At 51.4% G+C, this 14,109-nt stretch carries 13 protein-coding genes; 12 read left to right on the top strand and 1 reads right to left on the bottom strand.

The features are described 5' to 3' along the window. The first annotated feature begins 384 nt into the window (after window positions 1–384). Together L3D05_RS11745 and L3D05_RS11740 are read left to right on the top strand one after the other, a co-directional pair. A complete protein-coding gene (locus L3D05_RS11745) occupies window positions 385–2,499 on the top strand; it encodes a carbon starvation CstA family protein (protein ID WP_239616241.1) in 2,115 nt (704 codons plus the stop codon). After that, complete coding sequence (locus tag L3D05_RS11740; RefSeq protein ID WP_239616240.1) at window positions 2,492–2,695, top strand: YbdD/YjiX family protein; 204 nt, start codon at window positions 2,492–2,494, stop codon at window positions 2,693–2,695. Before L3D05_RS11745 ends, L3D05_RS11740 begins: the two co-directional genes overlap by 8 nt. A 25-nt stretch (window positions 2,696–2,720) precedes the next feature. Here L3D05_RS11740 and L3D05_RS11735 read toward each other — a convergent pair whose 3' ends face one another. Continuing rightward, the gene (locus L3D05_RS11735) at window positions 2,721–3,401 is read right to left on the bottom strand and encodes an SOS response-associated peptidase (protein ID WP_239616239.1); all 681 of its coding nucleotides are present in this window, start codon (window positions 3,399–3,401) and stop codon (window positions 2,721–2,723) included. Between the two features lie 146 nt (window positions 3,402–3,547). On the opposite strand from L3D05_RS11735, the gene L3D05_RS11730 reads away from it, so the two are divergent. From L3D05_RS11730 to L3D05_RS11685, 10 genes are all read left to right on the top strand, one after another. Then, window positions 3,548–3,919 (top strand): YhjD family protein, encoded by a 372-nt coding sequence (locus tag L3D05_RS11730; RefSeq protein ID WP_239616238.1) that lies wholly within the window; start codon window positions 3,548–3,550, stop codon window positions 3,917–3,919. A 38-nt stretch (window positions 3,920–3,957) separates the two neighbouring features. Then, window positions 3,958–5,199: a DNA polymerase IV gene (locus L3D05_RS11725; RefSeq protein WP_239616237.1), complete on the top strand. Its 1,242-nt coding sequence runs from the start codon at window positions 3,958–3,960 to the stop codon at window positions 5,197–5,199. Beyond that, on the top strand, window positions 5,196–5,525 hold the full coding sequence (locus L3D05_RS11720) for a YolD-like family protein (RefSeq protein WP_239616236.1): 330 nt from the start codon (window positions 5,196–5,198) through the stop codon (window positions 5,523–5,525). Before L3D05_RS11725 ends, L3D05_RS11720 begins: the two co-directional genes overlap by 4 nt. A 149-nt stretch (window positions 5,526–5,674) precedes the next feature. Beyond that, a complete protein-coding gene (locus tag L3D05_RS11715) occupies window positions 5,675–6,379 on the top strand; it encodes a hypothetical protein (protein WP_239616235.1) in 705 nt (234 codons plus the stop codon). A gap of 197 nt (window positions 6,380–6,576) precedes the next feature. Next, the gene (locus tag L3D05_RS11710; protein ID WP_239616234.1) at window positions 6,577–7,422 is read left to right on the top strand and encodes an alpha/beta hydrolase; all 846 of its coding nucleotides are present in this window, start codon (window positions 6,577–6,579) and stop codon (window positions 7,420–7,422) included. 1,110 nt (window positions 7,423–8,532) lie between these two features. Next, entirely contained in the window at window positions 8,533–9,135 is a 603-nt protein-coding gene (locus L3D05_RS11705; protein ID WP_239616233.1) for a TetR/AcrR family transcriptional regulator, read from the top strand. A gap of 152 nt (window positions 9,136–9,287) precedes the next feature. After that, window positions 9,288–11,564, top strand: a complete 2,277-nt coding sequence (locus tag L3D05_RS11700) for an MMPL family transporter (RefSeq protein WP_239616232.1) — start codon at window positions 9,288–9,290, stop codon at window positions 11,562–11,564. 51 nt (window positions 11,565–11,615) lie between these two features. Continuing rightward, on the top strand, window positions 11,616–11,978 hold the full coding sequence (locus tag L3D05_RS11695) for a DUF1304 domain-containing protein (RefSeq protein WP_369417968.1): 363 nt from the start codon (window positions 11,616–11,618) through the stop codon (window positions 11,976–11,978). 308 nt (window positions 11,979–12,286) lie between these two features. Continuing rightward, entirely contained in the window at window positions 12,287–13,162 is an 876-nt protein-coding gene (locus L3D05_RS11690; RefSeq protein ID WP_239616478.1) for an ABC transporter permease, read from the top strand. 37 nt (window positions 13,163–13,199) lie between these two features. After that, window positions 13,200–14,087, top strand: a complete 888-nt coding sequence (locus L3D05_RS11685; protein WP_239616231.1) for a carbohydrate ABC transporter permease — start codon at window positions 13,200–13,202, stop codon at window positions 14,085–14,087. The last annotated feature ends 22 nt before the right edge of the window (window positions 14,088–14,109 follow it).

Here is a 14,109-nt window from a genome sequence, read left to right as displayed (position 1 = left end):
GTACCACGCCCGAATTAATCGATTTTACCGAGTAACTCCAAGCGAAACTCCCCACTACACGCGAATTAGTCGATTATATCGAGTAACTCCAAGCGAAACTCCCCACTACGAGCGAATTAGTCGATTATATCGAGTAACTCCAAGCAAAACTCCCCACTACGAGCGAATTAGTCGATTTTACCGAGTAACTCTAAGCGAAACTCCCCCACTACACGCGAATTAGTCGATTTTACCGAGTAACTCCAAGCGAACCTCCCCCACCGCGCGCGAATTAGTCGATCTTACCGAGTAGCTCCAAGCGACAGCTAGCTAAGCACCATGAATAATTCCCTAGTATTCGGTGCATTCTCAAGGATGCTTCCGGTCAATGGGAACAGAAGTCAGATGTCCATACATAATGAGGTGTGCGGATTGCGAGGAAACTGGAAATCGATCGTGCTGTGGTGCTGCGTTTCGTTGCTGGGCGCGGTTTCTCTCGCGATCGTGGCTCTTAGAAGAGGAGAGACGGTTAACGCGGTCTGGCTTGTCGTGGCGGCCGTCTGTTTCTATGCAGTCGCATATCGGTTCTATGCTCGGTTTATGGCGCGCAGAGTGCTGGAGATCGACGATACGCGCATGACGCCCGCGGAGCTGCACAACGACGGCAAAGATTTCGTGCCTACGCACAAAGGAGTGCTGTTCGGCCATCATTTTGCCGCGATTGCGGGGGCGGGACCGCTCGTCGGGCCGGTTCTTGCCGCCCAGATGGGTTACTTGCCGGGCGCGCTATGGATTATCGTCGGCGTAATCCTGGCCGGCGCGGTGCAGGACTTTATCGTGCTGTTCGCCTCGACGCGCCGGGACGGCAAATCGTTGGGAGATATGATCAAGGACGAGATGGGCCGGGTCACGGGTCTCATCGCGATGATCGGCATACTAGGGATCATGATTATATTGCTGGCCGTGCTGGCGCTTATCGTGGTGAAGGCTTTGGTCGGAAGTCCGTGGGGGATGTTTACGATCGCGTGCACGATTCCGATCGCCCTGCTCATGGGCGCATATATGCGATATATACGTCCGGGGCGAGTCACCGAAGCGTCGGTCGTCGGATTTATCCTATTGATTGCGGCGTTGATCTACGGGCAGTCGGTGGCCGAAAGCACGACGCTTGCTCCGCTGTTCACTTTTCAAGGGGAGACGATCGCTTATTTGCTCATAGGCTACGGCTTCGTGGCATCGGTTATGCCGGTATGGCTGTTGCTGGCGCCGCGCGATTACTTAAGCACTTTCCTCAAGATCGGTACGATTACCGCGCTTGCGATCGGCATTGTCGTGGTCATGCCGGATCTGTTGATGCCCTATGCTTCCAAGTTCGTGAACGGGACGGGCCCCGTCTTCTCGGGCAACGTCTTTCCATTCCTGTTCATCACGATTGCCTGCGGCTCCGTATCCGGATTCCACGCTTTGATCGCTTCCGGCACGACCCCGAAAATGATCGAAAGGGAATCGCACATGACGATGATCGGGTATGGCGCCATGCTGACGGAGTCGTTCGTGGCGATTATGGCGCTAATTGCCGCTTGTATCATTACGCCGGGTATCTACTTCGCCATTAACAGTCCGGCCGCGATCATCGGAGCGGATGCCATGCAAGCGGCTTCGACGATCTCATCCTGGGGCTACTCCGTAACGGCGGAGCAACTTACCACGTTAGCCCATGACATCGGCGAATCGACCGTGTTGTCGAGGACGGGCGGTGCGCCCACACTTGCCGTAGGAATGGCGAACATTCTGTCCAATGTCGCGGGCGGGAAAGCTTTGATGTCTTTCTGGTACCACTTTGCGATCCTGTTCGAGGCTTTGTTCATCTTAACGACGGTCGATGCCGGGACAAGGGTCGGAAGGTTCATGGTTCAGGAGCTAATGGGCACAGTAAATAAACGGCTCGGAAACACGGAGTCGTTCGCGGGAAATCTGGTCGCGACGGGAATTTGCGTGTTCGCTTGGGGGTATTTTCTCGTTCAGGGGGTAATCGATCCTCTTGGGGGCATTAATTCCTTGTGGGCGCTTTTCGGAATCGCGAACCAGATGCTCGCCGGCATTGCTTTATTGTTCGGTACGACGATTTTGTTCAAAATGGGCAAGAAAGCTTATGTTTGGGTAACACTTCTGCCTACCTCGTGGTTGCTTGTCGTTACGATGACCGCGGGATACCAGAAGCTGTTCCATGCCGAGCCTTCAATCGGTTTTCTAGCTCAAGCCAGGCAATACCAGACTGCGCTCGACGACGGCCGGATCATCGGGACCGCGAAGAACCTCGGCCAGATGGGGCAAATCGTGAGAAACAACTACTTGAACGCGGTCATTTGCGGAATTTTCATGCTCGTGGTCGTTACGGTGTTCATCGCCGCCGTACGGATGTGGTACGGCATTGCTTCGGGGCGACCGTATACGCTCCATGAAGCCGCTTATGCGGCGCGCGATTCCAAATCGAAGGAGGGCGTCAAATCCCGTGTTTAAACAAATAGCCGGCTTGTTGAAATATCGGCGGCAATTTCTCGATCTGTTGGTGGGCGTTCCTCATTACGAAACCTACGTACAGCATCGGAGAACGCATCATCCTGATGAGCCTATTCTAACTCGCAAGCAGTTTTTCTCCGAGGCGCAGGAAGCGCGATATAGCGCGAAAGGCGGCAAAATATCGCGCTGTTGCTAAGGCGCTTACCGGCTCGATGTCCCCTTTAGAACAGGATCATTTGCTCCTCGATACATTCGGGCGTATCGTTCTTGACGTTGCCCACGATCGGGGACACCGGGTAAGCCCGCATCGCATCGGCCGAGTAGGGGAGCAGCAGACTCGTGAGCTGCCCAACGTCATCGTTGCCCCGATTCAGCCATGACGCCTCGTCCTCGGGTCGCAGAATGACCGGCATCCGATCGTGGATGTCGGCCATTAGGCTGTTCGGAGTCGTCGTGATGATCGTGCACGTGCTGATCTTGCGGCCATCGGCCGCTGTCCATGTATCGTACAAGGCGGCCATGGAGAAGAGGGAGCCGTCCTTCATCGTAATGCGCATCGGCTGTTTTTTGCCCCCGTGGGGTTTCCATTCGTAGAATCCGTCCGCCGGCACGATCGCCCTTTTGCGCCGAATCAAGGCTTTGAACGACGGTTTCTCGAGGAGCGTCTCCGCCCGGGCGTTGATCATCTTGCTCCCGATTTTGTCGTCGGAAGCCCACGAAGGGACAAGCCCCCAGCGAAGCTCGCCGAGCTTATTTTTGTCCCCGTCATGAACGACCGCCATTACGTTCTGCATAGGAGCGACGTTATAGCGGGGCGTATGGTAGCGATTAGTCGGCAATTCGCTTAAATATCTCATCATGAGCTCTTCCATGGAAACCACGATCGTATATCTTCCGCACATCGCTTGTCCCTCCTTCCTTCCAGTATAAGCTTGAAAAAGCAAAAAATAAACATGGATAATAGAACGTGTGTTCGTATATAATGAATAACACGAACAATATCGAGAGAACTCGGAGTTCGTGCCACACGAGGAGCAGGGGGATGGGAATGAAACCTCCAATGCTGGATCAAGAGGAACTGAGAATGGTGAAGGAATCGATTCTGATTCCCGTTATGCTCGACTACCTCGAAAGCGATATTCACATGGCTCAGTCGGCGGGATTCAAGCTGGACATGATCTTAATCAGAGGCTTGAAGAAGGTGCAGGACGACATCATCAACGAGCATTATTCGATCAAGAAGCAGCTTCGGGAGCGCGGAATCAAGGTGCTTCCCGAGGCTCGGACGAAAATGGGCATCGAAGCGGACTATTTATGCAGGGGATATCAGCATCATATGACTTTGCTATGGGGCACGGTTAGGACCGAAGCGTTGAAAAAAGCGAGCGAATGCACGGGGGTTAAGTTAACGGATGGGTGAGGGTGACGGCGATGGGCCGCGGTGAGGAGAGGATTATCATGCTTGCGGACTGCCAAAGCTTCTACGCCTCCGTGGAGAAGGCGGGCAACCCGCAATATGCGAACAAGCCGCTAGTCGTTGCGGGAGACCCTGAACGCAGAAGCGGCATTATATTGGCGGCTTGCCCGATTGCCAAGAAATACGGGGTGACGACGGCCGAGACGGTGCGGGAATCGCTTGCCAAGTGTCCCGATCTCGTCATTATCAAGCCGCGGATGCAGTTGTATATCGATGTATCCATGCAGATTACGAACATTTATCGTACCTATAGCGATCTCGTCGAGCCTTATTCGATCGACGAGCAATTTATCGATATAACGGGGAGCAGGAATCTGTTCGGGTCGCCGCTAGATATCGCGCGGGCGATTCAGCAGCAAGTTCGGAACGATACGGGGGTGTATACGCGCCTAGGGATCAGCTACTCGAAGGTGACGGCCAAGATGGCGTGCGATTTATGGGCCAAGAAGAATGAGGAGGGCATATTCACGCTGACGAAGGCGTTGTTGCCGGAGATGCTATGGCCGCTGCCTATTGGGAAGCTGTTCATGGTCGGGAGCCGCATGACTGCTCATTTTACGGCGATGGGGCTGGCGACGATCGGCGAGCTTGCGCGGACGCCGCTTGCAGCCTTGAAACAGATGATGAGGCGGAAGTTCGGCAAGAACTGCGATATCGATGCCGAATTATATTGGCGGCTTGCCAATGGTATCGACGACAGTCCGGTCAGCCCATACACCCATGAAGAGGCGCCTAAAAGCGTAGGCCACCAGATGACGCTGCCGCGGGATTACCGCAAGTTGGAGGAACTTAAGGTCGTGCTATTAGAGCTGACGGAGCTTGTCTGCCAGCGCTGCCGCTCCCTTGGTTTTATGGGAGGCGTTGTATCCGTAGGGTGCCAGGGTGCGGACTTCGACCGTCCGACCGGATTTTACCGGCAGATGAAAATGTCTGAGCCGACGAACGTGACGAATCAAGTGTACGCCGCGGCAGTTAAGCTGTTCCGTCAACATTGGGAGGGCGTTCCGGTCAGGAAGGTCGCGATCGGCCTCTCGCAACTCGCCAATGAAGAGGAGTATCAACTATCATTATTCGACCAGCGGGACCGATTCAGGGAGCTGGAGAAGACAACCGATGCGCTGAAGCTGAAATACGGCAACACCGCCATTATGAGAGCCGTCTCCGTTACGGAAGCAGGGCAGGCCAAAGACAGAGCGGGCAAGATCGGAGGACATTACAAATGAGCAAAAAGCTGGAGAACAACGGGTTATGGGAATCGAGCCGGATGATGCTTCCGGAGCATAAGGAGCGGATTATCGCCGAGAATTTAGAGTTCAAGCATAAGCGTCCGCTAAAGCCGGTACTCGATGAGCAGGAATGGGAAGAGATTATGCGCGTTCTCATGGAGTCGCTAGGAATGAGAGTCGCGGCGCAATTTACGCTGTACCATGAATATGAAGACTGCGCGGCGATCGGCATCGTCGATAAGGTCGACCCGTATACGCGGACTTTCATCATAGACGGAGAACGGTTTAAGATGGAGGATATTATCGGGGCCAACTTGGAGTAGGGCGAATTTATGAGGCGTCTCGGCGAACTTTAGGCGAAATTAAAGCGCTCTTGCGGCGCTTTTTTTGTTTGGCGAGGTGGCTCAGGTGCAACTTTAATATCCATTTTCCGTCTTTATAAGCGCATAGCCTAGTGAGGGGGATGACGATAATGACCGTAACGACAATAACGAGAATGCTCAAAACCAAGTATCTCCTTGTACTCCTTTTGAGCTGTGTTGTATCCGGCTGTCACCCCTTAATCGAGAAAGAGAAAGGCGGGCAATCGGAAGCTCGCCAATCTGAAGCGCACCAAGCAGAAGAATCGACGATGGACTACGTTAACATCGGAGATAAACAATATATTAACGCATGGAAGTTAGTCGTAACGGACCCTTCTACGTTAGTGGAGTTTGGGGAAGTGGAACGAGGGTCTCGGCTGCCCCAGGGCACTCCCGCATATGAAATCGCAGGCTACACGGACAGAGATATAATCGCGGTAAAAGATGACGGTGGTCTGGGCCTAGTGGCGAATACAACGGGGTATAGCATTTATGTGTGGCATGAAGGAGCGGGACAGCCTTCTCACTATCCACATATTCCGGAGTCGCAGGTCGAACGAATAAAAATCTATAAAGGGACCAAGGAAATTCATACCTTCGAAGGGGAAGATGTACGCTCCTTTCTCAGTCTTATGAATCAGCCGGGCCCATACAATAAGTTTCAAACGGATCAGATGCCTCAATATACGTTCCAACTTATCTCGGACAACTCGCTAGCCTATCAATACGGGATATTAGAAAAGAACGGAAGGTTCGGATTGGCACACATCGAGAGTGAGCTGCCCGCGGAGATAGGACGTTTCTTTCAGGAGTGATGGGAAGTACAATGTGTTTTGCTGGATAAAGAACTCATCCTATGGATATCGAATAGGGGAATGAGGCTATAGTCCTAATTTTAAACGATGCATGTTATATATTTGTGGTATAATGGATAAAAATAGCGCTTTCAGTTATGTGGAACCAGTGTCATCAATGGAATGCGCGCAAAAGAGTCGGCCGTCGGAGGTCTAACATGTTCGAAAGAGTAATGCCCCCAATTCAGACATATGAAGCAAGGGACGGAAGATCGTTGTGTTACCGTCATTACTTGGCGGAATCGGATAAAATCATCATTCTACTGCACGGAATCTCGGAAGACGGGCAATATTTGCATCCGTTGGCCGAATTCATATCCAGAAGGAATCTGGCGCAAGTGATCGTTCCTGATCTTCGGGGATACGGGCTGCATCCGGTCCGCCGGGGCGATGTGGAATACATAGGCCAGCATGACGATGATATCGAGGATTTGATTAAATGGATTCGGCCGCAACTGCCTTCGCCACACACCTTAATTATGGCAGGGCATTCGGGTGGCGGAGCAAACGTGATTCGTCTAACTACCCGTAGGCTAGCTAACGAAGTTAGCGCCTATCTGCTGCTAGCTCCCGCCGTCCACCCGAAAGCGCCAATCAACCACCAGAAGGACCCTTGGAGCTCGATTCAGATCGAAATGCCAAGAGTCGTATTTCTTACCCTACTCAATGCGGTTGGTTTCCGGTTCTTGAATAAATGGATCGTTATGCGCAACGACAAGCCAGTCGAACGCAGACATGGACGCGAGACGTTAGAGCTCAGTTATAGGCTGCTGATGTCCAGAACGCCAAAAGCCAAATACGAACGTTATTTGCGGGCGATGACCCAACCGACTCTCGTATTGATCGGTGAGAAGGAAGAGGTATTTATCCCCGGGCAATACGCGCCGATGTTCGCCGAATATAACCAAGCGAAGGTGTCGATGATTCTAGACAGCGATCATGACGGCATTCTATCGAACGAGGGGACATTCCGGGAAGTAGAAAGCTGGCTTCAGGCGTTGTGATCATAGGCTAATCGAGGAAAACCCGATGCTCGTGTCGGGTTTTTTGGTTTTTTATCTAGCTGCGAGCATCGAAAGACACTGTAGTTGGGTAAAACCTAACTGAATGCTCTGAAAGCAGCTCACATGGCACTGTAGTTGGGAAAAACTTTACTGCCCGCTCAGAGAGTAGCTCATATGGCACTGTAGTTGGGTAAAACCTGACTGCATGCTCCGAAAGCAGCTCACATGGCACTGTAGTTGGGTAAAACCTAACTGCATGCTCTAAAAGTAGCTCATATGACACTGTAGTCCGGTAAAACCTGATTGCAAGCTCCGAAAGCAGCTCACATGGCACTGTAGTTGGGTAAAACCTAACTGCATGCTCTAAAAGTAGCTCATATGACACTGTAGTCCGGTAAAACCTGATTGCAAGCTCCGAAAGCAGCTCACATGGCACTGTAGTTGGGTAAAACCTAACTGCATGCTCTAAAAGTAGCTCATATGACACTGTAGTCCGGTAAAACCTGATTGCAAGCTCCGAAAGCAGCTCACATGGCACTGTAGTTGGGTAAAACCTAACTGCATGCTCTAAAAGTAGCTCATATGACACTGTAGTCCGGTAAAACCTGATTGCAAGCTCCGAAAGCAGCTCACATGGCACTGTAGTTGGGTAAAACCTAACTGCATGCTCTAAAAGTAGCTCATATGACACTGTAGTCCGGTAAAACCTGATTGCAAGCTCCGAAAGCAGCTCAAGCGGCGCTGTAGTCCGGGAAACCTAACTGCAAGCTCCGAATGCAGCTCACATGACACTGTAGTTGGGTAAAACCTGACTCCACGCTCTCAAAGTAGCTGCGCAAGACAAGAGATGGAAAGCGGAGGTAGTTGGAAATATTGGGCGATACGCGAGCGTCAAAATGAGGAGCAGCGAGGAGCTTGTGGCGTTGGGTAACTCAAGATCCTGAAGCGAGGGGATAACTGGGGCGGAGAAGGACAGATTAGTTGAAAGGTATCTAGTATGACTGCTTGCAAAATGCGGTGCGGAATGTTATTCTCTGTTTGAACGTTCATTCAAATTTAATTTCTTCCTATTTCGTTCAACCCATACCATGAAATACAGGATGTGTGCCGATGACTGACGCAGACAAAAGAGACAGAATAATAGCGGCCGCTTATACCGTATTATCGGAGAAGGGCTATGACAAGGCTTCGACCAAGGAGATTGCCGCTACGGCGGGCGTGGCGCAGGGGTTGATCAATTACTATTTCCCGAGTAAGGATCTGCTGTTCGCCGAAGTATTTCGCCGGGAAACGAAGAAGTATTGCGATTCGTTCAATCCTTTGCTTGAAGCTTCCGGTAATCCGGATGAGATTTCTAATGCAACGATAGCGCAGATGCTTGAGATTCCGAAGAGTAAAGCTCTTCAGCATCAGGACTGGTTCCGTCTTCGGTTCGAGTTATTCGCGATCGGACTCCGGAAAGAGAGTGCAACGGCCACTTTGCGTGAAATGCTTGCTACGGAGCGCGGTCATATTAGCGAGACGATCGAATCGCTCAGCGGATTTCCCCCGGAGCAATCGGAGACGATAGCCTCGATTTTGTATGCGGTATTCGAAGGTTTGGGCTTGCAGAAGGTCGCCGACCCTGACTTCAATTATGATGAAGCCTACGATACGCTGGCGGTTATGCTTGGCGCATATTACGAATTCGTTAGTAAAAAGAGGGAGTCTTAAAACGCTTCTTTCTTTTTATCGTTTATTGTTTGAATGACCAAACAATAAGCAACATATATTAATGCTGTGCAATAGGGAAGAACGAATAACACACAAAAAGAGAAAGACGGTGGAGAGAGATGCACGGTTTACTGCAAGGATGGGGAAAGGCGTTGTACAAGGTAAGATGGATAGTCGTCGTGCTTTGGATCGTAGGTTTGTTATTCGGAGGGTTTGCTTTCGGTAAACTAACGCCGCTGCTGAGCGGAGGAGGTTGGGATGTTCCGGGGTCGCAATCGCTCGCCGCGGGCAAGCTGCTGGCGTCTGAGTTCGAGGGCAGGTCGGCAAGCTCGCTGACGCTGGTCCTTAAAGATCCGAAACATGCGGTAGGTTCTCCGGAATATAAAGAGAAGCTGGAGCAGATCATTGAACGGTTGAAAACCGAGGAAGGCGTGTCGGGAGTATTCAGCATTCTGAATGCGTCGGAGGGAATCGGTTCCGGCCTGGTAGGCAAAGATCCGAATCTCAGCATTGCCTTCGTTGATATGGACACGAAATTGGATTTTCTGATTAACGAAGTGCCGAATTATCAAGAACGCGTAGTCGAGCAGGCCGCAAGCCTTGGGGCGGAAGCTTACTTGGTAGGCGGGGCGGCGTTCTGGGGCGAGAGCAGCGTGCAGAGCCAGGAAGGGCTAGCCAAAGCCGAAATGATCGTATTCCCGCTCATTATCATTATTCTTCTGCTTGTATTCCGTTCGATCATGGCTATGGTTACCCCTCTCATGGTTACAATCGCGTCGTTGCTAGTCGCCATGGGCATCGTATACTTAGTCGCCCTGCAAGTGGAGCTCTCGGTATTCGTCACGAATTCGGCGATGATGCTAGGGCTCGGAGTAGGCATAGATTATTCGCTCTTCATAGTTAGCCGATTTAAGGCGGAGCTTGCCGTACCGGGGAATACGAAGCAGGATGCCTTGGTGAGAACAATGGGAACGGCTGGCCATACCGTATTCTTCTCGGCACTCACCGTGGTTGCCGCTCTCTCCGCGCTTTTCACAGTACCGATAACGGCGATTAAAGCGATCGCGTTCGGCGGAATCGTTGTCGTAATCGTAGCCGGATTGGCTAGCTTAACGTTGTTGCCGGCCGTGCTCGTCATTCTTGGAACGCGCATTAACAAAGGAAGCCTTCCATTCCTTCGTCCTCGCGAAACGACGAGAACGAGCGGTTGGAAACGGTGGACGAACGTCATTATGCGCCGTCCGGTATTGTTCCTGTTGGTCACCTTGGCTGCTCTGGGTGTATTCGCGTACCCGGCTCTCGATATGAAGCTGGATGCTCCGGATATTCGCACGTTGCCAGCCGACACATCCGTTCGCCAAGGCTTTACGCTCATGGAGGAATCGTTCGGTATCGGAGCGGCTAACCATATTAACATCGTCCTGCGCAATGAGAACAGCGATCTGAGCTCGCCGGAGGCGCTCGCCAGAATCGCCGCGTTACAGGCAGAGCTTGCCAAACAAGATCACGTTATCGGAGTATCGGCCGTAACAAGCTTTTTCCCCGGGATGGAACCGGCTGTCGTGTCGGGAATCTTAAATGGGGGAGCGAGCGCGTTGCCCCAAGACGTTAGTTACATGATCAATCGCTATGTAAGCAACGATCGGCACACCGGAGTACTCGAGGTCGAATTGGACCAGTATGGTTCAAGTGATATAGCCAGGGACTTCATTAAGCATTTGCGTGACACGCTAATGCCTGGGTTCGAATTGCCGGCAGGGACAGCTTTCCATATCGGCGGAGAAACGATGACGGGTATGGATACGTCCAAAGCGATTAACGATAGCTTGTTGCCCGCGCTTGGAGTCATGCTTGTCCTGATCTTCTTGATCCTGGTTCTCTCCTTCAGAAGCTTGCTTCTGCCGCTTAAAGCTATTATTCTTAACTTGTTCTCGGTTGCTGCGACTTACGGAATTCTAGTATTCGTGTTCGCCCTCGGGTACGGTTCGGAAATTTTCGACGTAGAATCGAATGGTTACATTATTCACTTCGTTCCGGTATTGCTGCTCGCGCTCTTATTCGGTCTGAGTACCGACTATGAAGTATTCCTTGTAAGCCGGATTAAAGAGGAATATGACCGGACCGGGGCGCATGAGGAAAGCATTGCCGAGGGAATGGAGAAGACCGGACCGCTCATTACCGGCGCAGCCGTATTGATGGTAGCCGTATTCGCGGGCTTCGCTTTCTCGGGCGTGCTGCCGATTCAGATGCTCGGCTTCGGTATGGCTATCGCGATCGCGCTGGATTCCACCGTCATTCGGATGCTGCTCGTTCCGGTAACGATGAAGCTGCTCGGAAGGGCAAGCTGGTGGTTCCCGGGCAGACGGAAAGCGCAAATTTCGAATCCGCGAAAACGGAGTGATAATTCCCTCTCCCTTGAGAATAAATAATTAGTAGCGCTTACAGCGCTTCAATATAGCAAATGGAAGGGGAGCTGCTCAGTGGTCATAGCTGCGATATTGGTAGGACTTGTCGCTTTGGAGCATGTGCTCATTCTGTTCATGGAAATGTTCCTGTGGACGTCTCCCGGTGTTCGCAAATCTTTCGGAACGTCGGCGAGCTTCGCGAGGGAGTCGCGGTCGTTGGCCGCTAACCAAGGCCTGTATAATGGATTCTTGGCAGCAGGGCTAGCTTGGGGACTCTTTCATCCGAACGCCTCGACGGGGTACCAGATTCAGACGTTTTTCCTCGTGTGCGTCCTGATCGCGGCTATCTACGGAGGCTTCACCGCCAAGAGGTCGATTCTCTTCGTTCAAGGGATCCCGGCGGTTGCGGCTTGGATCGCGGTTATGCTTGCTTGGTGAAACACGCTATATACGGATTGAAATGAAAGCTTGTCTTTACGCGGATATTCATACGCGTGAAGGCGGGCTTTTTTTTAATGAACTCAAAACAACATCGTTGATTTAGGATAACAATCGTTAATCGCTTGCGTAGAAAACGAATTCGACATCCCTTAGCATTAAGGTACAAACAATATGAAGATGGTGATGATTTGAAAGACGACACAACTTCTTCGCTGTACGAGAAGGCCTCATCTTCCCCGCAACGGAACCTTAATAAGGACGCCGGAGTGTGGAGCAGGTTCGCCCGACAGTGGGACTACCAACTGATGATTCTTCCGTCTCTCGCGTTCATTATCGTGTTCAGTTATATCCCGATGTGGGGCGTTATGGTTGCGTTTAAGGAGTACAACCTCTTTACCGGATTTAACGCGAGCCGATGGGTCGGATTAGAGCACTTCCGCATTTTTTTCGAATCGCCGGAGTTCTGGAACATTATGCGCAACACGCTGGCTATCAGTTTACTGAAGCTGCTCGTCGGATTCCCGGCACCGATTATATTGGCGCTGATGTTGAACGAAGTTCGCAACATGGCATTCAAGAGAATCGTGCAGACCGTCACTTACATCCCGCATTTTATTTCCTGGGTTGTCGTCTCGGGCCTCATCTTCTCGATGCTGGCCGTCGACAATGGACCCGTCAATGACGTCATGCAGAAGTTTTCTTTGATTCGCGATCCGATCAACTGGCTCTCGATTCCGGAGTATTTCTGGGGAATTCTCGTATCCGTCGGGGTATGGAAGGAAGTCGGCTTCGGCTCCATCGTTTACTTGGCTGCCATAGCGAGTATCGATCCAGCCTTGTATGAAGCAGCGGCCATGGATGGCGCGAATCGCTTTAAGCAAATTTTCCTGATCACCATACCGAGCATCTCTCCGGTTATCATCATTTTCCTCATTCTGGGCGTTGGTAACATTCTGAATGCAGGGTTCGAGGACATCCTCCTGATGACCAAAAACTTAAGCAACGGAATCGTGATGCCGTACGCGGAAGTTATCGATACTTACGTTTACCAAATGGGGATACACAACCAACGTTTCTCCTACGCTACCGCAGCCGGATTATTCAAATCGGTGTTGAGCGTCATCCTGTTGTTCATCGCGAACGGCATCGCTCGTCGCTTGGGCAAAGCAAGCCTATGGTAAGTCAACAACGCATACTTCAGGAAACGGATGCGATACGATGAAACTCAACTTCTCGGATAAAGTTTTGCAAGTTATTATTTATCTCTGCCTTGCGGTATTGACGTTCTTGACGTTCTATCCGTTCTGGAACTCGCTCGCCATTTCGTTCAACGTCGGCAGCGACACTTCGCTCGGCGGGATCACGTTCTGGCCGAGATCGTTTACGCTGGAAAACTACCAAATCGTATTCAAAGAAAAGCTGATCTTCCACGCTTACGGGGTTACGATCGCGCGGACGGTTATCGGTACGGTCGTCTCCATGTTTTTCACGTCGCTGTTCGCTTACGGATTATCTCAACGAGGCATCGTTTTTAAGAAAGGCTACATGATCCTCTGCGTAATCACGATGTATTTCAGCGGGGGAATTATTCCGTACTTCATTCTCATCTATAATCTGCATCTATTCGATACGTTTACTTTCTTGATCATCCACGGGATGGTCAACGTGTACAACATGATCATCTTCAGAACGTTCTTCCAAGAGCTGCCCACAGGGTTGGAAGAAGCGGCCCGGATCGACGGCTGCTCGAATTTCGGAGTGTTCTTTCGCATCGTGTTGCCGATATCGGGACCGGTCATGGCGACGCTGGGACTCTTCACGGCGGTCGGGTTATGGAACGACTGGTTCTATCCAGCGGTCTTCATTAGCAGCCAGGAGCTCATTCCGTTGCAAACGCTGCTGGTGCAGATCGTAAACTCGGGAGCAACGAAGGTACTCATAGAAAATTTGAATACTTACGCGCAAAGTGCCGTTCAAGATTCCATCACAGTGAAGGCACTACAGATGGCCACGATGATGATTGCGACGTTGCCGATTCTTCTCATCTACCCGTTCTTGCAAAAATATTTCGTCAAAGGCGCAATGGTAGGCTCTATGAAAGAATAATATTTTGGTTATTCGCGGAGTC

The organism is Cohnella mopanensis (assembly GCF_022352055.1).
Classification (GTDB): domain Bacteria; phylum Bacillota; class Bacilli; order Paenibacillales; family Paenibacillaceae; genus Cohnella; species Cohnella mopanensis.
This window is presented reverse-complemented; position numbering and strand designations above follow the sequence as displayed.

Excerpts from the sequence above, each read along its gene's own strand:
- L3D05_RS11720 (WP_239616236.1), top strand. The coding sequence starts at position 5,196 with ATGAGCAAAAAGCTGGAGAACAACGGGTTATGGGAATCGAGCCGGATG.
- L3D05_RS11745 (WP_239616241.1), top strand. The coding sequence starts at position 385 with ATGTCCATACATAATGAGGTGTGCGGATTGCGAGGAAACTGGAAATCG.
- L3D05_RS11725 (WP_239616237.1), top strand. The coding sequence starts at position 3,958 with ATGCTTGCGGACTGCCAAAGCTTCTACGCCTCCGTGGAGAAGGCGGGC.
- L3D05_RS11690 (WP_239616478.1), top strand. The coding sequence starts at position 12,287 with ATGATTCTTCCGTCTCTCGCGTTCATTATCGTGTTCAGTTATATCCCG.
- L3D05_RS11735 (WP_239616239.1), bottom strand. The coding sequence starts at position 3,401 with ATGTGCGGAAGATATACGATCGTGGTTTCCATGGAAGAGCTCATGATG.
- L3D05_RS11715 (WP_239616235.1), top strand. The coding sequence starts at position 5,675 with ATGACCGTAACGACAATAACGAGAATGCTCAAAACCAAGTATCTCCTT.
- L3D05_RS11710 (WP_239616234.1), top strand. The coding sequence starts at position 6,577 with ATGTTCGAAAGAGTAATGCCCCCAATTCAGACATATGAAGCAAGGGAC.
- L3D05_RS11685 (WP_239616231.1), top strand. The coding sequence starts at position 13,200 with ATGAAACTCAACTTCTCGGATAAAGTTTTGCAAGTTATTATTTATCTC.
- L3D05_RS11730 (WP_239616238.1), top strand. The coding sequence starts at position 3,548 with ATGAAACCTCCAATGCTGGATCAAGAGGAACTGAGAATGGTGAAGGAA.
- L3D05_RS11705 (WP_239616233.1), top strand. The coding sequence starts at position 8,533 with ATGACTGACGCAGACAAAAGAGACAGAATAATAGCGGCCGCTTATACC.